Here is a 23,012-nt window from a genome sequence, read left to right on the forward strand (position 1 = left end):
GAAAACTACTTGTAGACGCGGACGTAGTCGACGTACATCCGCGACGGGAACGGCGTGCTGGCGTCGATCGGGCCGGGGAAGTCACCGCCCACGGCCAGGTTCAGGATCAGGTAGAACTGGTGGTCGTACACCCACGGCCCGCGGGTCGTCTCGACGGTGTCCTTGTTGGCCACGAGGATCACCGTGTTGTCGACGCGGAACGTCATGTGCTTGCTGTCCCACTCGACCGAGTACACGTGGTAGTCGAGCGAGAGGTCCACGGTGGTGAGCTTCTGGCCGTAGCCGCCGCCACCGTTGTAGGCCGGCGCGTGCAGCGTCGAGTACACGTCCGTGGTGCTCTTGCCGAGGATCTCCATGATGTCGATCTCGCCGTTGTACGGCCACGGGCGGCCCTGCAGGAAGTCGGCGCCCATCATCCAGAACGCGGGCCACAGGCCGTTGCCCTTCGGGACCTTGATCCGGGCCTCGACCCGGCCGTACTGCGTAGTGAAGGTCGTGCTGGTGTTGATCCGGCCCGAGGTGTAGTCGCGGCCGCCGGCGGTCTCCTTGCGGGCCTCGATGACGAGCGAGCCACCCTGGATGCTGGTGTTGTTCAGGTTCGAGTAGTACTGGATCTCACCGTTCTGGCCGGTGCCCGGGTCGACGTGCCACTTGGCCGTGTCGACGTTGGTGCCGGTGTTGAACTCGTCCTGCCAGACCAGGTTCGTGGCCGGGAAGATCGGGTCCGCGGGCGGGGCCGGCGGCTGGGTCGGGGCGCCGCCGGTGCCGTACACCTTGAACTCCCAGATCGAGTAGCCGTAGCCGTTGGAGCGCTGGGTGCCGTACATGCGCACGTACCGGCCGCTGCCGTTGACGGTCAGGGTCTCCTTGAAGCCCTTGCCCGTCGTGGTGCTGTAGATCGGCGTCCAGTTGGCCGCGTCGTTGGACGTCTGGATCTGGTAGGACACCGCGTACGCCGGGTCCCACTGCAGGACGACCTGCTTGATCGAGGCGGTGGCGCCGAGGTCGACGTAGATCCAGCCCGGGTCGACCCAGCCGTTGTCGGGGCTCGTCGCCCAGCGGCTGGCCGGGTCGTTGTCGAACGCCTTGTCCGGCGTGCACGGGTTGCAGTTGGTGTCGTTCTGCGAGGTCGACGCGACGGCCGGCTTCTTGTACGACAGCAGCACCGAGTTGCCCGGGTTCTGGGGCGACTGGCTCGGCGAGCTCGGGGTGTCGTTCGTCGTCGACGGCACGCCGCCGACCCGGACCTGGAACTCCCACAGCGAGTAGCCGTACTGCGTGGCCCGCGCGGTGCCGTTCATCCGCACGTAGCGGCCGCTGCCGGTGACGTTGAGGTTCTGCACGCCGCCGGTGCCGGTCGTGGTGGTGTAGATCGTCGTCCAGGTGTTGCCGTCGTTGGACGTCTGGATCTGGAACGCGGTCGCGTAGGCCGCCTCCCAGTTCAGGGTCACGCCGCAGACCGCCTGGACCGAGCCGAGGTCGACGCGCAGCCACTGCGGGTCGCTCGCGGCGCTGGACCAGCGGGTGCCGGTGTTGCCGTCGAACGCCGACGACGCCGGGGTGCCGGCGTTCTCGGTCGAGGAGGCCAGGGCCGTCTTGTTCAGCGCCGCGTTGGTGGCGCCGCAGCTGCCCGGGGTGCTGGGCGAGCCGCCGAAGACCTGGAACTCCCAGAGCGAGATGCCGTACTGGGTGGCCTTGGCGGTCGCGTTGAGCCGCACGTAGCGCCCGCTGCCGGTCACGCTCAGGCTGACGGCGCTGCCGCCCGCCCCGGTCGTGGTCGAGTAGATCTGCGTCCAGTTGGCGGCGTCGTTGGACGTCTGGATGGTGAAGGCGGTCGCGTAGGCCGCCTCCCAGTTCAGGGCGACCCGGGTGATCGACTGCTGGGAGCCGAGGTCGACCTGAATCCACTGCGGCATGGTGAAGGCGCTGGACCAGCGGGTGCCGGCGTTGCCGTCGGTGGCGCTGGAGGCGGGAGTGGCCGCGCTCTCGGCCGACGAGGCGGTCGTCGGCTTGCCCTGCGACAGCAGGGTCTCGGCGGCGTCGGCCCGGGTGACGACCACGACGATGTAGGCGCAGAGCATGGCGGCCACCGCGAGCGCGATGATGCCGTACCGAATCGTGCGCCGACTGGGACCGGACCGGACGGATGCGTGGCCGGGGGCGGAGACCGACCAATCCATGGGTGACTCCTTCTGGCGGGTGGGGTGTAACCGGCGGTGTCTGAGAGAGCGCTCTCTCAGACAGCCACAATGACCCCTCGGCCAAACCCCTGTCAATGGCTTCGGACGAACGGGAGAGCGCTCTCCAAACCCCGGGGAGCGCTCTCCCCCAAGTTTTCGTGTGGCAGAGTGCCGCCCGTGCCCGATCTCCTCACCCCCGGCCACCCCTTCCGCCAGTGGCGCACGTGGACGATGCCCGGCAGCGGCCTGACGCTCACCGGCCTGTCCCGCGCCAACGACAAGACCTTCTTCCACGTGCCACAGCTGAAGCTGGCGCTGGACGCGGGCCTGGTGGAGGGCCGCCAGCCGGAGACGGTCCTGCTCACCCACACCCACCTGGACCACGCGAAGGACCTGGACTACCTGGCCATCCGCCCCGGCGGCGCCGAGATCTCCGTCCCGGCCGAGTCCGAGCAGTACGTCCGCGCCTATCTGCGGGCCACGACGGAACTGAACCAGTCCGCGCAGTACGACCCGGCTCTGGCCGCGGACACCACCATCCGAGGCGTGCGCCCGGGCGACGAGTTCCGGTTCGGCAAGCGCGGCACCCACTCGGCCCGGGTGATCGGGGCCCGCCACAAGATCCCCTGCGTCGGCTACATCATCCGCGAACACCGCCGCGAACTGGTCCCGGAGCTGGCTGCCCACCCGAAGGACCAGACGTTCGCCGCTCTGGTGAAGGCGAGAAGAGCCGCCGGCGCCCCGGTGGACCGGGAGGTGACCCACCCGCTGTTCGCCTACGTCGGCGACACCCACACCAGCGCCCTGGAGGACGCGACCTGGCTGGACGAGGTCCCGGTGGTCATCACCGAATGCACGTTCCTGCACGACGAGGAATCTCCCCGAGCCGATCGGGTCGGCCACACCGTCTGGCCCCGCCTACGCCCAGTGATCAAGGCGCACCCGAACACCGTCTTCGTCCTGATCCACTTCAGCCTGCGCCACTCGGACGAAGAGATCACCACCCACTTCGAGGCCGACCCCCTCCCGAACGTCGTCCCCTGGGCCGGCCGCGACTCCCTACTCCCCCAGCAGCACGGCATGTGACCACGGGCGGGAAACGATTCACCGGACTCGTCGAGCGACCCGCAGCTCCGTCAGGTACCGCTTGACGATCCGCCCCCCGAGCTCCACGTCGATCAGCCGGGCAATGGCGTCCAGCAGCGCGCTGCGCTGCTCGTCCGGCAGCGCCCGGTGCCCGGAGTAGGTCAACAGCAGGTCCAGATACTCAGCCGTGGAGTACGACTGCTCCCACTCGTATCGCGAGAACGTCGCCGCCCCGAACCGCCCCGACGAGACGAGCTCCCGATCGTCTTCGACAATGTCCCGAGCACGCTGCAGCCGCAGCCCCGCAGGCGTCGACGGATCGAAGCGCGAGTAGCACTCCTGGATGGCGTCGAAGAACGCCTCGTCCCAGCTCCCGCCCGCGATGTGATGGGTGCCGACGGTGGCCAGCAGCCCACCGAGCCGCACAGCGTCAGCGGACTTGGACACCCGCACCGCCGGGTCGATCCAGTGAAACGCGGTCGCGGCAAACACGACGTCGAACGGCTCCGCGGGCAGGGCCCACCCCTCGAACGCCGCCGTGACAACTTCGACCGCGTCAAACCGGGCAAGATTCCGCCGAGCCAGAGCCGCCAGGTCAGCGCCCAGCTCGACCGCCACGATCCGGCACCCGCGCTCGGCCAGCGAAACGGTAGCCTGCCCGGTTCCACAGCCGATCTCCAACACGCCCGCCCCGGCCGTCACCCCGGCCGCGGCGAGATCATCGAACAGCTCCACCGGATACCGGGGCCGGGCCCGGTCATACCGGACCGCGTCCTCGTCGAACCTCTCCCGCAACGTCACGTACTCATCACCATCGCTCACGACCAGAGCATACGAGCGCGGCCCCTGCGGCAGGAGCCGTTTCTCCACCAGTCGACTCCGCAGACAAGCAATCCACGTGAGCGGTCACTTCGCACGTCTCTCCTAAAAATCGAAGCATTGACATCGATCGGTGTGATCGCTAACACTGGGTTGCTCGCCGACCGCAGTGACCGTGTTTCGGTCACTCCCGCCAACGCGGCCGGTGCAGCCAGCCGAAGGAGATCGCCATGGGAATCGTCGGGTTCAGGCCGGGGCACACGCGCGCCGTCGTGGCCGGTGCGCTCATCGCGCTGGCCACCGCCGTCAGTGCCGGGCAGACCCCCGCCGCCGGCGCCACCGCAACCGCCGTCGCCGTACCGGCTGCGGCCGCCGCGGTGGTCAGCGCACCCCCGATGGGCTGGGCATCCTGGAACACGTTCGCCGCGAAGATCAACGCCAACGTCATCAAGGCGCAGGCGGACGCGATGGTCTCCTCGGGCCTCAAAGACGCCGGATACCAGTACATCAACATCGACGAGGGCTGGTGGCAGGGCACCCGCGACGGGGCCGGGAACATCGTCGTCGACACGAACGAGTGGCCCGGCGGCATGAAGGCGATCGCCGACTACATCCACAGCAAGGGCCTCAAGGCTGGTATCTACACTGACGCCGGGCGCGACGGCTGCGGCTACTACTTTCCCACCGGCCGTCCGGCGGCGCCCGGCTCCGGGAGTGAGGGCCACTACGACCAGGACTTCCTGCAGTTCTCGCAGTGGGGCTTCGACTTCGTGAAGGTCGACTGGTGCGGCGGCGACGCGGAAGGGCTCAACGCCCGCACCGCATACCAGGCCATCAGCGACGCGATCGGGCGGGCCACCGCCCAGACCGGTCGGCCGATGGTGCTGTCGATCTGCAACTGGGGCAAGCAGAACCCCTGGGACTGGGCGCCGGCGATGTCCAGCCTGTGGCGCACCAGCGCGGACATCATCTACTTCGGCGAGAGTCCGTCGATGGACCGGGTGCTGACGAACTTCGACGCCGCGCAGCACTCGAGCGCGCAGTCCGCCGGGCACTACAACGACCCGGACATGCTGATCGCCGGGATGCCGGGCTTCACCGCGGCACAGAACCGGACGCACGTCGGCATGTGGGCCATTTCGGGGGCCCCGCTGCTGGCCGGCAACAACCTCACCCAGATGAGCGGCGAGACCCGCGCGATCCTGTCCAATCGCGAGGTCATCGCGGTGGACCAGGACCCGCTGGGCCGCCAGGGCACGAGGGTCGCCGAGGATCAGACGGGCCGCCAGGTGTACAGCAAGACGTTGTCCGGCTCCGGACGCCGGGCGGTGCTGCTGCTCAACCGCACCGGCTCGGCCGGCAACATCACCGTTCGCTGGGCGGATCTCGGCCTGACGGGCTCGGCCACCGTACGCAACCTGTGGACCGCCACGGACGCCGGCACCTTCAGCGGCAGCTACACCACCTCGGTCCCAGCGCACGAAGCGGTCCTGCTCACCGTGACCGGCACCGACGGCGGCAGCCCGGCAAGCGTCTCGATCGTGGGCACCCAGTCCGGCCGATGCCTCGACATCAACAACTCGAGCACCACCAACGGCACCCAGGCGCAGCTGTGGGACTGCAGCGCCCAGGCCAACCAGAAGTGGACGTACACCTCGAGCAAGCAGCTCATGATCTATGGCAACAAGTGCCTGGACGCGTACAACAAAGGCACCACCAACGGGACAACCGTCGTGATCTGGGACTGCAACGGGCAGACGAACCAGCAATGGAACGTCAACGCCAACGGAACCATCAGCGGCGCGCAGTCCGGCCTGTGCGTGGACGCCTCCGGCGCGGCGACCGCCAACGGCACGAAAATCATCCTCTGGACCTGCGGCAGCGGCGCCAACCAGAAGTGGACCCTGGGGTAAGCACGGCCGGGCCGATCAGCGGCTGAGCCGTCGCGCGCGGTCGAAAGCCGGCCGCTGCTCCGGCCACGTGTTCGGGCGGCCGGAGCAGCGGAACTGGCGACGATCGGGCGGCTCAGGTGGCCGGGATCAACGGCCGAGCGCGGCGACGGTGTAGGCGGGCCCGCCGGGCACGGTGAGCTGGACGTAGCCGCCCGCGAGGGTGGCTTGGTAGGCGTGGCTGTGGCCATGTTCCCAGACGATGCGGCCGTTGACGGTGACCACCGTCCGACTGGTGGCCGGGACGGCGATGACGCCACTCGTGCCCTTCGGGGTGTCAGCCCGCAGGGCGAAGACGTTGCCGAACAGGACCGACGCCCAGCCGGCGGTGATGGTGCCGTACTTCGTCGGCACGGCGCCTTGGGCGAAGGTGAGATTGCCGGGGTGCGGTTCGATGCGCCAGGTGGCGTAGCCGGGGTCGACCGGGCTGACGCCGAGGAGTTGTTCGGTGAGCTGGACGGTGGGGGACGCGGCCCAGCCGTGCGCGAGGCTGGCGGTGGCGCGGTTGACGCCGCCGGTGGTGTTCTTGAACTCCCACAGGCCACCGGTGTAGAGGGGGTCGTCCGGGTCGACCATCGGGCCCCAGGTACGGCGCATCAGGTCGAGGGCGCCGGCGGTGTCGTCGACGGCGAACCGGCCGGCGGTCTCCATGCCGTTGCCGAACGGCTCGATGGTGTGCCCGGTCGGGTCCTGCAGGCCGGGGCCGAGGATCGCACCGTAGGGCGTCCACAGTTGTTTGAGGGCGTTGAGGATGCCGGCGCGACGGCCGGCCGGGGCGATGTCGTACTGCAGGGCCAGGGCGTTGGCGTCCTCGACGAGGACGTCGGGGTGGTCGCTGCTCTGGCCGTAGGCGCCGAGGGTCGGGTTCCACAGCCGTTCGTTGACGGCCGTCTTGACGGCGTCGGCGGTGGCGTCGTAGCCGGCGGCCGCGTCGGTGGAGCCGACGTGCCGTTCCAGCCAGGCCATCGCACGGAGCAGGATGTAGAAGTCGATGCTGTACTTGGTCACCTCGCCCGTCTGGGTGGCCTGCCAGAAGTCGCGGTCGTTGGAGGCGACGAGGTGGTTGGCGTCGAGGAACGTGGTGTTGTAGGCGAGTTCTCGGCGCAGTGCGGGCAGCACGCTGGTGGCGTAGGCGGCGTCGCCGGTGTAGCGGTAGTAGTCGATGACGGCACGGGCGCCGTAGCCGGAGTAGTTGTTGGAGTAGAACAGCGGGGATCCGGACGGGTTGCGGCCTTTGGAGAAGTCCGGGGAGCCGGGCAGGGCGCCGTCGGCTCGCTGGGTGGCGAGCAGGACGTCGAGTGAGGAGCGCACGGCGTCGGCGCCGGGCGGGCCGAGGGTGCTGATCGCGGTGGGGGCCTGGACGAGCAGGTCGCCGGTCCAGATGCTGCGGTCGCGTTTGGCGCCGTCGTAGACGCGGGTCTCGGGTAGCCCGTTGAGTCCGGCGGGTTTGATGTCGAGCTGCAGGGTGTACGCGCCGGAGTACCACATCCGGTTGAGTTGGTCGTCGCTGGACAGGAACCAGCCGCGGTAGTCGGCCGGGGTGGCCCGGTAGGCCTGGAAGTCCACGGTGACGCCGGCGATGGTGACGGAGCCGGGCGTGGTCAGGGTCAGCAGGATGAACCGGAACCCGCCGTGAAAGCCGCCGGTGAGCCGGCCCGCGGCGGTGGGCTGGAACGTGTCCGGGCCGCCGACACCGGCCAGGCCACGGGACTCGTCGGAGGCGGGAGCGCCCGGGCTGGTCGTGACGGCCGCGCCGGCGGGGACGTCACCCTGCAGGGCAGGCGTGACGCCGACGGTGCCGGCGGTGGCGTCGAAAGCGGTGATGGTGCGGGTCTGTGCCGTGGACCCGGCGCCGATCGTGATCGTGTTGCCGGTCTCGAGGTTCGCGGTGGAGGCCAGCGGGACGGTGGTCGCACCGGCGGCGGCCGGCTGGGTGATGGTGGTGACGGCCGGGCGGCGCAGGTACTGCCGGGCTTCGCCGGTGACCAGGGTCAGGGCTGGCGTGCCGGTGACGGCGGTGACGTCGATGGCCGGGGTGCCGGCGATGTCGCGGCCGAAGTCGAGCAGGACCGAGGCCGGGGTCGTCCCGGCGGTGGTGCTGAGCGTGGCCGGGCGGCCACGGCCGTTCACCAGCGTGTCGATGTGCTGGGCATCGCCGCGTCCCTCGGCGTGTACGGGGGTGACGGTCGGCGTGGCCGGGCCGAGGACGTATCGGTGCCAGGCCGGCGGCGGTGCGGTGGCCTCCGCCGGCGCCGGGGTCGCGGCGATGGCGGTGGCGGCGACCGCGCAGGCGACGGCCAGCCGCAGGACCGGCCGGTGGATCTGGCGGTGGATCGGCTGGCGGACCGGTGGGTGGGTCCGGTGGCGGGTGTGTGTCATGCTGCCTCCTCTTCCGTGAGTTGGGCGGCGATGGACAGGGCCGGCAGGTCGTGGTGTGCGGTCATGGTTGGGCCCGCGGGTCGATGGCGACGTCGAGGCGGCCGGTCGCGGCGATCCGCGCGAACGTGTGCGCGCTGGGCTTGGGTATGCGGGTGAAGCCGCGGTCCCGGTCGACGGCGATGAGCCCGAACGTCGGGCGGTAGCCCTCGGCCCATTCGAAGTTGTCGAACGCCGACCAGTGCAGGTAGCCGCGGACGTCGACGCCCTCGGCGAGCGCCTGCGCGACGGCGGTGAGATGGCTGTGCAGGTAGTCGACGCGTTCGGTGTCTTCGCCGGTGGCGATGCCGTTCTCGGTCACATACAGCGGCAGCCCGGTGCGGGCGGCGGCGTGGTGCAGCATCTGCCGCAGCCCGTCCGGATACACCGCCCAGCCCATCTGGGTCCGCTGGACGCCGGCCGGCGGGTCGGCGAACCGGCCGGGCACCGCCGGGTCGACCCACTGTTTGCGGTAGTACTGCACGCCGAGCCAGTCGCCGCGGTCCGGGCCGTGCAGCCCGTCGAGGTACAGATCGACGATTTCGGCCTGCAGCAGCCGGTGCAGCGTGCGGCAGGCGTCGTCGTCGCGGGCGGGGGCCAGCAGCGGCAGCTGCACGGCGAGGCCGGTGCCGCACCGGCCGCCGCCGGCGTCGCGGACGGCCCGCACGGCGGCGTGGTGGGCGTGCAGCAGCACCCGGCCGACGCGCTGCCACAGCACCGGATCGGTGCGGCCCGGTGGGTGGTAACCCTCGAGGTAGCCGTGCAGGGCGATCATCTGCGGTTCGTTGATGGTGCACACGAACGGCATCAGGTCGCCGAGCGCGGCGGTGACGTGCCGGCAGTAGCGGGCGAACCGGTCGACGGCGTCGGGGGCGAGCCAGCCACCGGCGGCGGCCAGCCACCGCGGCAGTGTGAAGTGGTGCAGGGTCACGAACGGGGTCAGGCCGGCGTCGCGGGCAGCGGTCAGGACGCGCCGGTAGTGGCCGATCGCCGCAGCGCTGTAGGCGCCGGGAGCGGGTTCGATCCGGGACCATTCCAGCGACAGCCGGTGCGTGTTGTGACCGAGCGCGGCCAGCAACGCGAAGTCGTCGGCGTAGCGGTGGACATGGTCGATGCCGTCACCGGACGACTCTCCCGCCGAGGTGCCGGGTGCCTGCTCGAAGTCCCACCAGTCGTTGTTGGTGTTGCCGCCCTCCACCTGGTGCGCGGAGGTGGCCGCACCCCAGAGAAAGCCGTCGGGGAATTGCCGTGGCATGGGCATGCTGCTGCTCCAGGTGGCCGCCCCGCCGGCCGGTGGCCGGCCGGCGGGGTGGTGCGTCAGGTCAGGCGCCGGCCTTGTAGTCGGTGTCCATCGCGGCCAGGACCTTGTCCGGCGTGGACCGGCCGCTGAAGATCTCCTGCAGGCCGGAGAGCATCGTCTGCTGGACTTTGGCGTTGGGCCACAGCTGGTCCATGAACGGGACCGTGCGGTTGTCCTTCAGGTAGGTGGTGAGCTCGGTGAAGGCCGGGTCGGCGCCGGCGCCGTTGTCGGGGATGGCGGCCAGGCTGCCCTGCTTGGTGTTGAAGACCTTCATGCCCTCGGGCGACATGATGAAGCTGATGAACTTCAGGGCCAGGTCCTTGTTCTTCGCCTTGGCGTTCACGCCGTAGCCGGCGCCGGCCGCGGCGGGCATCATGAACGTGGCCGGGGTGTCGGTGGCCGGCAGCGCCTTCAAGGTGAACGTACCGCTCGGGTTCTTGCCCTTGAGCAGGGCGACGACCCAGTTGCCCTGGATGATGCCGAGGGTCTTGCCGGTGGCGGCGAGCTCCTGGCTGGCCTCGTAGCCGGTGCCGAGCGGGTTCTTCTGGAAGCAGCCGGTGCTGTTCATCTCCTGGTACTTCGCCATCGCCGCCGTCCACGACGACTGCGCGAACGTCGCCGACCCGGCCTGCAGCTTGGTGTCGAAGTCCTTGTCCGGGCCGTAGACGAGGGTGGCGACCAGCGCGTAGAGGGCGAGCTGGGTCACCCAATTGTCCTGGATGCCGAGCGCGAACGCGGGTGTGCCCTTCCCGGCGGCGGCACGGCAGAACGTCAGCAGCTCGGTCCACGTCGTCGGAGGCTTCAGCCCGGCCTGGTCCAGGGCCTGCTGGTTGTAGACGGCACCGATACCGTTGAGACCGAACACCGCATTGAAGGTCTTGCCGTTGTACTGCGTGACGCTCTGCAAACCCGCCGGAAGCTTGGCGACCCACGGCTGGTCGGACAGGTCGAGCAGATAGCCGGGCTTCGCCAGGACGTAGGTCGCGCCGGGGTTGCCGTTGCCGGGCCAGACGGTCATGACATCGGGCGCGGTACCGGAGGCGAGCTGGGTGCGGATCTGCTGCTGGTACTGGTCCGCGCCGCTGGTGGTGTAGCGGACCTTGACGCCGGGGTTGGCGGCCTCGAACGCCTTGACGACGTCCTCGATGGAGCCCTGGTCGACGGAGGCGAGGGTGAGGGTCTTGCTGTCGGTGTCGCCGGAGCCGGCGTTGGTACCACTGCTGCAGGCGGCGAGGGTCACGGTGGCCGCCGTCGCGACGGCGAGGATTGCCGTGCGTCTCATGGTGTCTCCCTGTGGGGTGTGGTGGCGGTGAAGGTGTAGCGGCCGGACATCAGCCACACGGTCAGGCCGGTGGGTGAGGGTTCGACCCGGAGTACCCCCGGCTGGGTGTCGACCGGCCGGTCGTCCTCGCGGACACCGCTGGGGTCGGCCGTGGGCAATGTGAGCGTGGCGGTGCTGCCCGGTGGCACCGTGGCGGTCACGGTGATCCGGTCGTCGGTGATGGCCCAGCCGCAGGCGACGGTTCCGCGGGCGGTGTCCTGCTCGGCCCGGGCCCAGGTGAGCCGGCCGCCCGGGGTGGGGCGCAGCAGCAGCTTCCGGTAGGCGACCGAGTCCGGTGCCTGGTCGATGCCGGCGACCCGGCCGAACAGCCAGTCGCCGACGCTGCCGAGGCTGTAATGGTTGAAGGAGTTCATGGCGGCCGCCTGGAAGCCGCCGTGCTCGGTCCAGCCGTCCCAGCGCTCCCAGATCGTGGTGGCGCCGTGGCGGATGGAGTACCCCCAGGACGGGAACTCCTCCTGGTGCAGCAGCGCATACGCGAGGTCGGCCCGGCCGTGGTCGGTCAGGACCGGACCCAGCAGTGGTACGCCGACAAATCCGGTCGTGAGCCGGTTGTCCCGCGCTTCGATGTCGGCCGCCAGGTGCTTGACGGCCGCCGGGACGAGGTGCCCGGGCACCAGGCCGAACCCGAGGGCGAGCAGGTAGCCGGTCTGGGTCGCGCCCTCGACGCGGCCGTCGGCGCCGACGTAGGCCGCGATGAACGCCTCCCGGATCGCGGCGTGCAGCGCCCGGTGCTCGGCGGCGACGGCCGGCTGGCCGAGCACCTCGGCGGCGTCGGCGACGATCCCGGTGCTGCGGGCGAAGTACGCCGTGGCGAGCAGGTCCCGCGGGGTGTCGGCGTCGATCTGCAGCCAGTCGCCGTAGTTGTTGCCGGTGCGGTACCGCCACAGCAGTCCGGGGTTGTGCCGGCGGATGTGCGCGATCCACGCCCGCATCGCCGGGAACGCATCCCGCAGGGCCTGCCGGTCGCCGTAGGTGCGCCACAGGTGCCACGGGATGACGACGCCGGCGTCGCCCCACGCCGGCGCGGCCTCGCGGTGCACGGTGATGACCGGGGCGACGTCGCGGAACGCCCCGCCGGGGTCCTGGCCGGCCACGACGTCGCGCAGCCAGCGGGCGAAGAACGCGGCGACGTCCGCGTTGCGGCTGGCGGTCGGCGCGAAGATCTGCGCGTCGGCGAGCCAGCCGAGGCGCTCGTCGCGCTGCGGGCAGTCGGTCGGCACGGCGACGAAGTTGCCGCGCTGGCCCCAGCGGATGTTGTCGTACAGCCGGTTGGTGAGCGGGTCGGAGCACTCGAACCGGCCCGTGAACGGCGTGTCGTTGTGCACGACCCGCGCGACGACGTCGCCGGGGTGGCCGTCGATCTCGGCGTAGCGGAAGCCGTGCGTGGTGAACTGCGGCTCGAAGACCTCGACCGGCCGGCCGGCGGCCACGTAGACGTCGGTCGCCGCGGCCCGGCGCAGGTTGGCGGTGTACAGCTCGCCGTCGGCCAGCATCTCGGCGTGCCGGACCGTGACCCGCTGCCCGGCCGGTGCGCCGCGCAGCGTCAGCCGGACCCGGCCGACGAGGTTCTGCCCGAAGTCGGCGATGTACCGCCGGTCGCCGCGCGGCCCGACGGCGACGGCCGGGACTTCCGCCGTGACCCGGATCGGGTGGTCGGGCTCCGCGACGAGCGGGCCCGGCTCCGCGTCCAGGACCGCGACCGGCCTGTGCTGTTCGCTCCCGTCCCGCCGGGCGTCGACGACCTGACCCATGAGCAGGTCGGCACCGACGATCGGGCCGGGCCCCTCCGTCCACGCGGCGTCGGTCGCCACGACCTGCCGCGTCCCGTCGGCGTAGTCGAGGACCAGCTGGGCCAGGAACGCCGGGGCATCGCCGTAGTGCTGGGCGGCCCGGCGCGGGTCGAACCCGACGTAGCCGCTCCACCAGCCGTCGGCGACGACCGCGGCCAGCTCGTTCGCGCCGGCGTGCACCTGGCCGGTCACCTCGTAGGTCTGGTACTGCAGCCGCGTGTGGTACTCGGTCCAGCCAGGGGCCAGCTCGCGGTCGCCGACCCTGGCCCCGTTGAGCCGCGCCTCGTAGACGCCGCGCGCGGTCGCGTAGAGCCGGGCCCGGACCAGGTGGTCCTCGACGTGGAACTCGCGGCGCAGGTACAGCGGTGCCGGGAACAGGTCGGCGCCCGCGATGTCGTCGGCTCCGGGCGGATCGACGGGCGGCAGCGTCGCCGGGTCGCGGCCGATCCACACCGCGGCCCAGTCGGTGCGGTGCAGCAGGGCGGTCTCGAACCAGCTCTGGGCGGTACCCCCGAAATCGCTTGACTCGTCCCAGACCTCCACCCGCCAGTGGTAACGGGTCGCCGACTGCAACGGCGGGCCGCCCCAGGCGATCAGCAACCCTTCATCCGACTCGCGGCGGCCCGAGTCCCAGATCAGGCGGTCCGGTCGGTCGAGGTCGTCCGGGCGCAGGGCGGCGGTGATCCGGTACGCCGACTGCGCCGCCCCGCGCCGCTCGCCGGCCAGTTTCCAGGTCAGCCGCGGCTGGGGCCGGTCGAGGCCGAGCGGCTCCGCCACCTGTTCGGTCTGCAGTCCGTAGATGCGCATGGTCATCCCTTGAGCCCTCCGGCGAAGCCGTTGATGATGCTGCGCTGCAGCGCGAAGTACACGGCCAGCACCGGCACGATGCTGATCACCAGGGCGGCGAAGACGAGGTTCCAGTCCGACACGTACTGGCCGAAGAACCCGGCCAGCGCGACCGGCACGGTCTGCTGGGTGCCGCCGGAGAGGTACAGCAGCGGCGTGAAGAAGTCGTTCCAGACGGCCACCGCGTTCAGCACGAGCGCGGTGACGGTCACCGGCTTGAGCATCGGGAACACCACGTATCGGAACGTCCCGATCGGCGAGGCTCCGTCGATCGCGGCGGCGTCCTCGAACTCCCGCGGCAGGGAGCGCAGGAACCCGACGTACAGGAAGGTCGTGAACGGCACCTGCAGCCCGGAGTAGAACAGCACCAGCGCCCACACCGAGCCGAGCAGGCCCAGGTCGCGCATCGTCTGGTACAGCGGCAGCGCCGCCAGCTGGAACGGCAGCACCAGCCCGAGCATGACCAGCAGGAAGCTGCCCCGCGACCAGGCCGCGGCCACCCGCGCGAGGGGGTACGCGGCCAGCGCGGACACGACCAGCACGACGGCGACGCTCACGGCGGTGACCAGGGCGCTGTTGATCAGCGCGCCGCCGAGCCCGGCCTGCTGCCAGGCGGCGCTGAAGTTGGACAGCGTGGGCGCGGTCGTCGGGCGGATCGGCGAGCTGGTGTCCGACGGCGCCCGCACGGCCAGATTCACCAGCACGTAGACCGGGAACCCGACGACCGCGGCGGCGCCGATCAGCACGCATTCAAGAGCGAAGGTCCGCCAGGTGTACTTGTTCATGACGCCGCCCGTTCGGAGCGCGCCAGCACCAGGTACTGCCCGGTCGAGGCCACGGCCACGATGACGGTCAGGACCACGGCCAGGGCGATGCTGTAGCCGAACTCGCCGAGCGTGAACGCGTCCTTGTAGATGAGGGTGGACAGCGTGTCGGAGGCGTGCCCGGGGCCACCGCCGGTGAGCGCGTACACCTGGTCGAACAGCTTGATCCCGCCGATGATCGACAGCATCAGGTTGATCGTGATCGCGGGCGCCAGCAGCGGCCGGACGATCGACCAGAACCGCCGGACCGGGCCGGTGCCGTCCATCGCGGCCGCCTCGTAGATCTCCTTCGGGATGGACTGCAGCCCGGCGAGGAAGATCACCATCGAGTAGCCGGCGAACTGCCACACGACGACCGCGACCACGGACCACAGGGCCAGCTGCGGGTCGCCGAGCCAGTCCGGCCGCCACGACCCGAGCCCGACCGCCGCGAGGAGGCTGTTGACCGCGCCGTCGGGGCCGAGCAGGTTGCGCCACAGATAGGCGGTCACGATCGGCGTGATCACGGCCGGGGCGAACAGGAACACCCGCAGCACGTTGCGCGACTTGACGATCGTGTTGACGCCGAGGGCGAGCAGCAGCCCGGCGCCGTTCTGGATGACCGTGACGGCCACCGCGATCAGCAGCGTGTGCCAGATCGCCTGCATCGCGTTGCGGTCGTCCAGCATGGCCGCGAAGTTGTCCAGCCCCACGAACGCCAGATCCGGCGACAGCCCGTCCCAGTCGGTGAACGCGTAGTACACACCCCGGCCGCTGGGCAGCAGGACCACGAACGCGAACAGCACGAGGGCCGGCGCCGCGAACCACCACGGGGGGCCGGTCCGGCGGCGCCGTCGCGGCCCGGCGTGGGGCGGCGTCGCTGGGGGTGCAACAGCAGTCATCGGCGGCAACTACCTTCTAAAACGTTTCATCCAGGCCGGTCAATGCAGGTGGCGGCGATCGGCCGGCCCCGCCGAGCGGCACCGGCCCCGGTCCGCGGTCCCGCCGGTTGAACGAACCAGCGGCGGACGCGGTGGGCAACGTTTTCCAAATGGGTGACGCCGACCATAGATTCGGCCGACTGTTCCGTCAAGGGTCGGCGCCGGCTTCCCGGAAAGCAACGGGCTTAAACTGGCCTTCCCGCGAAGCTCACCCCTACACTGCCGAGGGCAACGTTATCCATCGGAGAGGTCCTGATGACCGCATCGGACGCGCCGGCCCGCCGGGTCACCATCGTCGACGTCGCCCGGCAGGCGCAGGTGTCCACGACCACGGTGTCGAAGGTCCTGCGCAACGCCGCCGGGGCCAGCCCCGCGGCGCGGACCCGGGTCCGGCAGGCCATCGCGGAGCTGGGCTACCGCCCGTACGCCGCGGCCCGCGGGATGCGCGGCCGCACCTACACGATCGGCGTGATGCTGCCCGACATCCGCAACCCGTTCTTCGCCGACATCCTCGAGGGCCTGCACGAGCGGCTGGACGGCACCGGCTACCAGCTGCTGCACGGCAGCAGCTACAACAGCGAGGACACCGAGGCCCGCGTCATCGACGCCATGATCGACCACGGCATGGACGGGCTGGTCCTGATCGCCCCGCTGTCCTCCCGGACCGCGCTCGACCGCATCGCCCGGGCCGCGCCGACCGTCGTCGTGGGCCGGCACGGCCACTCCGCGCTCTACGACACCGTCACCGACGACGACCACGCCGGTGCCCACCTCGTGGTCGAGCACCTCATCGCCCTCGGGCACCGGCGTATCGCGCTGATCGACCACCACGAGACCGACCCGGCCCGGCTGGCCGAAATGCCCAACGCCATCCGTGCCCGCGGCTACCGCGACGCCATGCGGCGCCACGGCCTCGCCGACGAGATCGACATCGTCCCGACCACCTACACCCACGACGGCGGGTACCTCGCCGCGCAGCAACTGCTCGCCCGCCCCCGGATGCCGACCGCGGTCTTCGCCGGCGCCGACGTCGTGGCCATCGGCGCCCTGCAGGCCCTCACCGAAGCCGGGCGCCGCGTCCCCGCCGACATCTCCGTGGCCGGCTACGACAACATCGCCCTGGCCGCCTTCACCCCGCTCTCGCTGACCACCGTCGACCAGGCCGGCCACCAGATCGGCGCCAACGCCGCCCGGCTGCTGCTGGAGCGGTTCACCGACCGGCACGCCCCGGCGACCCACATCAAGCTCTCCCCCACGCTCGTGGCCCGGCGGTCCACCGCGCCGCCGGCGGCGCCATCGGCCTGATCGCACCCGGCGGGCCGTACACTGCCGCCCAACGTTGCCCGCACCGGCGAGGAGGCCGAATGCCGAAACCAGCGGCGGCCCGGCGGGTCACCATCATCGACGTGGCCCGGCACGCCAACGTGTCCACCACCGCCGTGTCGAAGGTGCTGCGCAACGCTTACGGTGCCAGCCCCGACATGCGCGCCAAGGTGCGCAAGGCCATCGCCGAGCTCGGCTACCGCCCGCACGCCTCCGCCCGCGGCATGCGCGGCCAGACCTACACCATCGGCGTGATGCTGCCCAGCATCCGCAACCCGTTCTTCGCCGACGTCCTCGACGGCATCGCCGAACTCCTCGACGACGCCGGCTACCAACTACTCATGGGCCCCGGCAGCAACGGCGAGACCGCGGAAGCCCGCGTCACCGAGAACATGATCGACCACAGCATGGACGGCCTGATCCTCGTCGCGCCGGTCTCCTCCCGCCGCCACCTCGAACACGTCGCCGCCCGGGTTCCGACCGTCATCGTGGGCCGCCACGGTCGCTCCGCCGGCCACGACTCCGTCGCCGACGACGACCTCGCCGGTGCGGCCCTCGTCGTCAACCACCTCGCCGACCTCGGCCACCGCCGCATCGCCCACATCGAACACCACGAACGCGACCGCGAGCGTCTCGCCGAGATGCCCAACGCCGTGCGCGCCGAAGGCTACCGCCAGGCCATGCACGCCCGCGGGCTCGACGAGTACGTCGACATCGCCTCCACCACCTACACCCGGGAGGGCGGCTATCTCGGCACCAAACAGCTGCTGACCCGGCTCCACCCGCCGACCGCCATCTTCGCCGGCGCCGACATCGTCGCCATGGGTGCCATGCAGGCCCTCGCCGAAGCCGGGCACACCGTCCCCGGCGACATCGCCGTCGCCGGCTACGACAACACCATGTTCGCCGACTTCGCCCCGGTCGGGCTCACCAGCGTCGACCAGGGCGGCCGCCAGATGGGCCGCAACGCCGCCCGCCTCATCCTCGACCGCATCGCCGACCCCGCCCGACCGGCCACCCACATGACGCTCACACCGACCCTGGTCGTCCGCCGGACCACCGCCGCGCCGTAGACCTGCCGGTCGGTGAACGCGGATTCCTCGACCTGGCAACGGTCATCGACCTGCACTCACGGCGTCTGGCCGGCTGGGCGATCGGGGGCCACATGCGCACCGACCTCGTCATCGACGCCCTGCACGCCGCCGAACGGACCCGCGGCAGCCTCGACGGCGCCTTGAAACCGGTCGGTACACATCGAAAGATTCGCCGAAGCGTGGAAGGCGGCGGGTGTCCGGCAGTCGATGAGTGTGTCCGGCAGTCGATGAGTAAGGTCGGCAGTTCCGCCGACGACGCACTCGCCGAGCGTTCACCGGCGAGCACGAGGCACGACTGGCCTCGTTCCGCTGGCCGCACCGCTACAACACCATCCGCCGTCACTCCCGACGCGGCCAACGCTCCCCGAACGCCTACGCAAACAGCATCCGAACGACACCAGCCACGCTGACCCCAGCCGCATAAACCCCGTGTCCCAAATCCGGGGGTGTCCCTCTGGGTTCAGTCAAGGGGTGGGGTCGGGCGGTGTCGTCGTGCCGGCCTGGGTGAGGAGTCGTTCGACGGCGTGGGGGTTGTGGAGTACGTGGAGTTCGGCGTGCTCAGCGTGGGTGGCGATGGCGGTCATGACGGTGGGTAGGCTGCGGCGTCGGTAGGTGATGAGCCAGCGCCAGAACGCCAGGTTCTCGCGGGAGCGGCGTAACGCGCGCCAGGCGCAGAGCCAGAGTGGGAAGTCCAGCACGATGACGGTGTCCGCGGCGTGCAGCCGGGTGGCGAGGTCGTCGTACGGGCCAAGGTCGCCGTCGATGACCCATTGCCTGCTGTCGGTGAGCTGGCGTTGGATCTGTACCCACTGCTCGGTGGGCGTGGGAGTGAGGTCGGGTGCCCAGAAGTGTTTGTCCAGTTCGATGACTGGCAGGGTCAGGGCGGCGCCGAGGCGGGTGGCGAGGGTGGACTTGCCGGCGCCGCCGCGGCCGAGGATCACGACCCTGTTCATGCTGCCCGGGTCGCGGGTTCGCCCGGTTGCGGCGGCTGGTAGGTGATCCTGGTGCGCAGCATGGCGTGCAGGATGTCGACGCGTCGGCGGGCCAGGCGGACGAGGGCTGCGTTGTGTCGCTTGCCTTGCGCCCGTTCACGGTCGCAGTAGGCGCGGGAGGGCGGGTGCGCGAGGGAGGCGAACGCGGACCGGAAGAACATAAGTTTGAGCTGCTTGTTCCCGCCCTTGGGTGGATGTTCGCCGCGGATGGAGCGAGGCGCGCGGGTCGTGACGATACCGGTGAGTTTCGCCCGACCGGCGTGGCGCGGCCCGGCTGGGCCACCGCAGCGGGACAGCAGTTCCAGCACAGCGGGGGGTTGCACCTTCGGTCCCAGGACGCGTTCCAACGCGGGGTGGATCTGGTTGAGCAGGCCACGGATGCGGTTGCCGACACGGGTGACCTCGCCGGCGAGGTCGTCGTAGCCGACGAGCACGCCCAGCTCGGCCGACGTCTCGTCACCGCTGTCGACCCGGCGCAGCGTGTGCGGCAGCGTGCGGGCGGCGTCAGCGATGACGGAGGCGTCGCGGGCGTCGGTCTTCGCCGTGCCCGGACGCAGGTCGGCGATGCGCCGCATGGCCGGCCCGGGCTGGTAGGCGACCTCGTGCCCGCAGGCGCGGGCGACCGCCACCGGCAGGGCGCCGATCGAGGCGGGCTGGTCGACAACCACCGGCACCGTTCCGGGCCGGCCGAGCTTGTCGAACAGTGCCCGCAGCTTCGCTTCGGTGTTCGGCAGGGCCGCGTCGTGCAGCCGTTTCCCGGCCGGCGCCAGCCCGACCGCGTGGTGGCCGTCTTTGCCGACGTCCAAGCCCATGAACACCGGGAACCCGCCGGGCACGCACTACCTCCTCGTCGCACCACCTCGGCCGCCGGTCCGAGGACCGATCTGAGCGTCGGACGGCCGGCAGTCACGTTACGAGGAGACCTACCCCAGCGGGTGGCCGGGTCCCGATGAGCGGTCCGCCGACGCCACCCGACCTGGCGACAACACCCCCGGATCATCCATACGAGAGGGGCAGTAAGTCATACCAGCCCGGGCGACCGAGGAGTCCCCGGCTAGGGACGATCAAAAAGGTAACGGGTAAGCCCCGAACCCACCGGAGCTCCAGTTCAGCCAAACCAGGCCGAGCACAAGACCAAGCCAGAAGAAACCAAACCACGCCGCGCGTACAAGGCCAAGCCCGGCGAAGCCCAACCAGGCCACGCGCGCCAGACCAAGCCCGGCGAAGGCTAAACCACGCCGCGCGCACAAGACCAAGCCGGGCGAAGGCTAAACCACGCCGCGCGCACAAGACCAAGCCCGACGAAGCCCAACCACGCCGCGCGCACGAGGTCAGGCTGAGCGCAGGAAATGAGCAACGCGGCTCGTGCGCTTCGTGCTTCGCAGAGCGCTTCGTACTACGCAAAACAGGACCCATACGAAGCGGGCAACATAGGAACGCTCAGCGATCACGAGTTAAGGGGAAACCTCGGCGACCGGTGCGCTCCGCTTTCTTCACCGTAACACACCCGTTCTAATTGATCACGGGTCAGAAAGCGGAGCGCCACCGGACGACTACAAGCAACAAAGTGCGCGAACAGATTACCCAGAAACAGCGACAGAGACTAGCGACAGAAAGAGAGAGACAGAGACAGAGACAGAGACCAGAGACTGAAGGCAGAGACAGAGACCAGAGATCAAAGGCAGCGACCGCTAGGCGGTGTGTTCCTTTTTGTCGCCGGCCCACTCCACGTGGAAGGTGCCCTCGCGGTCGGTGCGCTTGTAGGTGTGAGCGCCGAAGTTGTCGCGCAGGCCCTGGATCAGCGAGGCGGGCAGGCGGGACGCGCGCAGGCCGTCGAAGTAGGACAAGGACGAGGAGAACGCCGGGGTGGGGATGCCCGCCGCGGCGGCCGCGGCCACCACGCGGCGCCAGCTGGGGACGCCGGCGTTGACGGCGTCGGCGAAGTATGGCGCGACCATCAGGCTGCGAAGGCCGGGGTTTTCGTCGTAGGCCTCGCGGATGCGGTTGAGGAAGCGGGCGCGGATGATGCAGCCGCCGCGCCAGATGGTGGAGACCTGGCCGCGGTCGATGTCCCAGCCGAACTCTTCGCTGCCGGCCTGGATGTGGTCGAAGCCCTGCGCGTAGGCGACGATCTTCGAGGCGTAGAGCGCGGCCCGCACGTCCTCGATGAACTGGTCGCGGTCAGCAATATCCAAAACACCAACTGCAGTGCCGAACGCGTCGCGGGCGGCCTCGCGCTGGTCGGCGTGGCCGGACAGGGAGCGGGCGAAGGTGGCCTCGGCGATGCCGGTGATCGGCACGCCCAGGTCGAGGGCGCTCTGCACGGTCCAGCGGCCGGTGCCCTTCTGCTCGGCCTGGTCCAGGACGATGTCGACGAACGCCTGGCCGGTGTCGCCGTCGATCTGGGAGAGCACGTCGGCGGTGATCTCGATGAGGAACGACTCGAGGTCGCCGGTGTTCCAGGTGCGGAAGATGTCGGCGATCTCGGCCGGTGTCGCGCCCAGGCCGGCCCGGAGCAGGTCGTAGGCCTCGGCGATGAGCTGCATGTCGGCGTATTCGATGCCGTTGTGGACCATCTTCACGAAGTGCCCGGCGCCGTCGGGGCCGATGTGCACGCAGCAGGGCGTGCCGTCGACCTTGGCCGAGATCTTCTCGAAGATGGGGCCGAGCTTCTCGTAGGACTCCGGGGAGCCGCCGGGCATGATGCTGGGGCCGAGGAGGGCGCCTTCCTCGCCGCCGGACACGCCGGTGCCGACGAAGTGCAGGCCGTGCTCGCGCAGGGCGGCCTCGCGGCGGCGGGTGTCGGCGAAGTGGGCGTTGCCGGCGTCGATGACGATGTCGCCCTCTTCGAGGAGGGGGACGAGTTCGTCGATGACGGCGTCGGTGGGGCCGCCGGCCTTGACCATGATGATGACGGCCCGCGGGCGGGCGAGGGAGGCGACGAAGTCGGCCATCGACTCGCTCGGCACGAACGTGCCCTCGTGCCCGAACTCGTCGGCCAGCCGGCGGGTCCGCTCGTATGAGCGGTTGTGCACGGCGACGGTGTAACCATTGCGGGCCAGGTTGCGGGCCAGGTTGCGGCCCATCACCGCGAGACCGGTCACGCCGATCTGCGCCAGGTCGGACATCTGCGATGCACCTCATCCAGTCGAGCTCGATGCCCCGGACCGCCGATCACTACCCCGTGATCACGGCTCGAAGCGCACGTTGGACAAGACGCTACCTGTTCCAAGGATCAGGACGGCTGGAGGCGACTTTTCCGGACCATCAGCGTGATGCTCCGATCACAGAAGGCCACCAGATCCCACGAGATCCGCATCCGGGTGGCCGAGTTGCCGAACCCGAACAACCGCCGGGGCTCCACGACCAGCGCCGAGATCTCGCGCGTGCCGTCCACCCCGACCACCGTCTCGACCCCGTCGACCGTCCCGACGGGCATACCGGCCAGATCAACGACCGGCTTGTGCAGCAGATCGACACCCATGCGCGCGGTAATACCCCGGCGCGGGAAAAAACTAACTCCGGGCCCGCACGCCGTCCAGCGCGACGGTGAGGACGCGCTCGCGTTGTGCGTCGTCGACGTAGCCGCCGGCGGTCAGCCCGGACACGAGGCGCAGCAGGTCGTCGGTGCTGACGTCGCGCCGGGCGGCACCGGCGTCCTGGGCCCGGGCCAGCAGTGGCTCGAACGCCGCGTACATCGCCTCGCGCGCGCCCCGCACCATCTCGGAGTCGCGGTTGATCTCCTCGTAGATGGCCCGTTTGGTGGCGACGTAGCCCACGAACCGGCGCAGCCACGCGGCCAGGGCGTCCCACGGGTCGAGGCCGGCGACGTCGTCCGCGGCGCGGCAGAGGGCGTCGAGCTCCCCGAGGTAGACGGCGTCGAACAGGTCCTGGCGGGTCGGGAAGTTGCGGTACAGCGTCCCGATCCCGACCCCGGCCCGCCGCGCGATGTCCTCGAGCGACGCGGTCGTGCCGTGCTCGGCGAACGCGTCGCGGGCGGCGGCGATGAGCGCGTCGAAGTTGCGCCGCGCGTCGGCCCGCTGCGGCCGTCGCACACCCGGCTGCGTCGTCATCCACCCTGCCCTGATCGGAGGTACGCCTCCAGTTTATCACCGTGCCATAAACTCCCCCG

At 70.4% G+C, this 23,012-nt stretch carries 17 protein-coding genes and 1 pseudogene; 5 read left to right on the top strand and 13 right to left on the bottom strand.

Features of this window, described 5'->3' with window-relative positions; translation table 11 throughout:
* Positions 1-5: 5 nt before the first annotated feature.
* Entirely contained in the window at positions 6-2,180 is a 2,175-nt protein-coding gene (locus ACIA8L_RS24425; protein ID WP_395908274.1) for a discoidin domain-containing protein, read from the bottom strand.
* A gap of 177 nt (positions 2,181-2,357) precedes the next feature.
* Here ACIA8L_RS24425 and ACIA8L_RS24430 point away from each other — a divergent pair, with 177 nt between their 5' ends.
* Entirely contained in the window at positions 2,358-3,266 is a 909-nt protein-coding gene (locus ACIA8L_RS24430) for an MBL fold metallo-hydrolase (protein ID WP_395908276.1), read from the top strand.
* 18 nt (positions 3,267-3,284) lie between these two features.
* On the opposite strand, the gene ACIA8L_RS24435 is transcribed toward ACIA8L_RS24430, so the two are convergent.
* Complete coding sequence (locus ACIA8L_RS24435) at positions 3,285-4,088, bottom strand: class I SAM-dependent methyltransferase (protein WP_395908278.1); 804 nt, start codon at positions 4,086-4,088, stop codon at positions 3,285-3,287.
* Positions 4,089-4,315: 227 nt separating this feature from the next.
* Here ACIA8L_RS24435 and ACIA8L_RS24440 point away from each other — a divergent pair, with 227 nt between their 5' ends.
* Positions 4,316-5,998, top strand: a complete 1,683-nt coding sequence (locus ACIA8L_RS24440; protein ID WP_395908280.1) for a glycoside hydrolase family 27 protein — start codon at positions 4,316-4,318, stop codon at positions 5,996-5,998.
* A 126-nt stretch (positions 5,999-6,124) separates the two neighbouring features.
* Here ACIA8L_RS24440 and ACIA8L_RS24445 read toward each other — a convergent pair whose 3' ends face one another.
* The 6 genes from ACIA8L_RS24445 to ACIA8L_RS24470 all read right to left on the bottom strand — a co-directional run bounded on the left by ACIA8L_RS24445 (position 6,125) and on the right by ACIA8L_RS24470 (position 15,432).
* Positions 6,125-8,413, bottom strand: coding sequence for an alpha-L-rhamnosidase C-terminal domain-containing protein (locus ACIA8L_RS24445; protein ID WP_395908283.1), 2,289 nt, complete (start codon positions 8,411-8,413; stop codon positions 6,125-6,127).
* 61 nt (positions 8,414-8,474) lie between these two features.
* The gene (locus tag ACIA8L_RS24450; RefSeq protein ID WP_395908285.1) at positions 8,475-9,704 is read right to left on the bottom strand and encodes a glycoside hydrolase family 1 protein; all 1,230 of its coding nucleotides are present in this window, start codon (positions 9,702-9,704) and stop codon (positions 8,475-8,477) included.
* A 67-nt stretch (positions 9,705-9,771) separates the two neighbouring features.
* The gene (locus ACIA8L_RS24455; protein ID WP_395908288.1) at positions 9,772-11,031 is read right to left on the bottom strand and encodes an ABC transporter substrate-binding protein; all 1,260 of its coding nucleotides are present in this window, start codon (positions 11,029-11,031) and stop codon (positions 9,772-9,774) included.
* Positions 11,028-13,688, bottom strand: coding sequence for a family 78 glycoside hydrolase catalytic domain (locus ACIA8L_RS24460; RefSeq protein WP_395908290.1), 2,661 nt, complete (start codon positions 13,686-13,688; stop codon positions 11,028-11,030). The genes ACIA8L_RS24455 and ACIA8L_RS24460 overlap by 4 nt, the downstream gene beginning before the upstream one ends.
* A gap of 2 nt (positions 13,689-13,690) precedes the next feature.
* Positions 13,691-14,512, bottom strand: a complete 822-nt coding sequence (locus ACIA8L_RS24465; RefSeq protein ID WP_395908292.1) for a carbohydrate ABC transporter permease — start codon at positions 14,510-14,512, stop codon at positions 13,691-13,693.
* Entirely contained in the window at positions 14,509-15,432 is a 924-nt protein-coding gene (locus tag ACIA8L_RS24470; RefSeq protein ID WP_395908295.1) for a carbohydrate ABC transporter permease, read from the bottom strand. Before ACIA8L_RS24470 ends, ACIA8L_RS24465 begins: the two co-directional genes overlap by 4 nt.
* Positions 15,433-15,726: 294 nt before the next feature.
* On the opposite strand from ACIA8L_RS24470, the gene ACIA8L_RS24475 reads away from it, so the two are divergent.
* The 3 genes and pseudogenes from ACIA8L_RS24475 to ACIA8L_RS24485 all read left to right on the top strand — a co-directional run.
* Positions 15,727-16,776 (top strand): LacI family DNA-binding transcriptional regulator, encoded by a 1,050-nt coding sequence (locus ACIA8L_RS24475; RefSeq protein ID WP_395908297.1) that lies wholly within the window; start codon positions 15,727-15,729, stop codon positions 16,774-16,776.
* A gap of 59 nt (positions 16,777-16,835) precedes the next feature.
* The gene (locus ACIA8L_RS24480; RefSeq protein ID WP_395908300.1) at positions 16,836-17,867 is read left to right on the top strand and encodes a LacI family DNA-binding transcriptional regulator; all 1,032 of its coding nucleotides are present in this window, start codon (positions 16,836-16,838) and stop codon (positions 17,865-17,867) included.
* Positions 17,868-17,896: 29 nt separating this feature from the next.
* Positions 17,897-18,029 (top strand): annotated as a pseudogene (locus tag ACIA8L_RS24485) (IS3 family transposase); the annotation flags it as partial.
* 323 nt (positions 18,030-18,352) lie between these two features.
* Here ACIA8L_RS24485 and ACIA8L_RS24490 read toward each other — a convergent pair.
* From ACIA8L_RS24490 to ACIA8L_RS24510, 5 genes are all read right to left on the bottom strand, one after another.
* Complete coding sequence (locus ACIA8L_RS24490) at positions 18,353-18,841, bottom strand: hypothetical protein (RefSeq protein WP_395908301.1); 489 nt, start codon at positions 18,839-18,841, stop codon at positions 18,353-18,355.
* A complete protein-coding gene (locus ACIA8L_RS24495) occupies positions 18,838-19,692 on the bottom strand; it encodes an IS110 family transposase (protein ID WP_395909036.1) in 855 nt (284 codons plus the stop codon). Before ACIA8L_RS24495 ends, ACIA8L_RS24490 begins: the two co-directional genes overlap by 4 nt.
* Before the next feature lie 879 nt (positions 19,693-20,571).
* Positions 20,572-22,008 carry an NADP-dependent phosphogluconate dehydrogenase gene (gene gndA / locus ACIA8L_RS24500; RefSeq protein ID WP_395908304.1) on the bottom strand — a complete coding sequence of 479 codons (1,437 nt, stop codon included), beginning with the start codon at positions 22,006-22,008 and terminating at the stop codon, positions 20,572-20,574.
* Between the two features lie 107 nt (positions 22,009-22,115).
* Positions 22,116-22,364, bottom strand: a complete 249-nt coding sequence (locus ACIA8L_RS24505; protein ID WP_395908306.1) for a hypothetical protein — start codon at positions 22,362-22,364, stop codon at positions 22,116-22,118.
* Positions 22,365-22,395: 31 nt separating this feature from the next.
* Positions 22,396-22,953: a TetR/AcrR family transcriptional regulator gene (locus ACIA8L_RS24510; RefSeq protein ID WP_395908308.1), complete on the bottom strand. Its 558-nt coding sequence runs from the start codon at positions 22,951-22,953 to the stop codon at positions 22,396-22,398.
* Positions 22,954-23,012: the final 59 nt, after the last annotated feature.

Origin of the sequence: Dactylosporangium sp. NPDC051541, assembly GCF_044454505.1 — a bacterium.
GTDB lineage: Bacteria > Actinomycetota > Actinomycetes > Mycobacteriales > Micromonosporaceae > Dactylosporangium.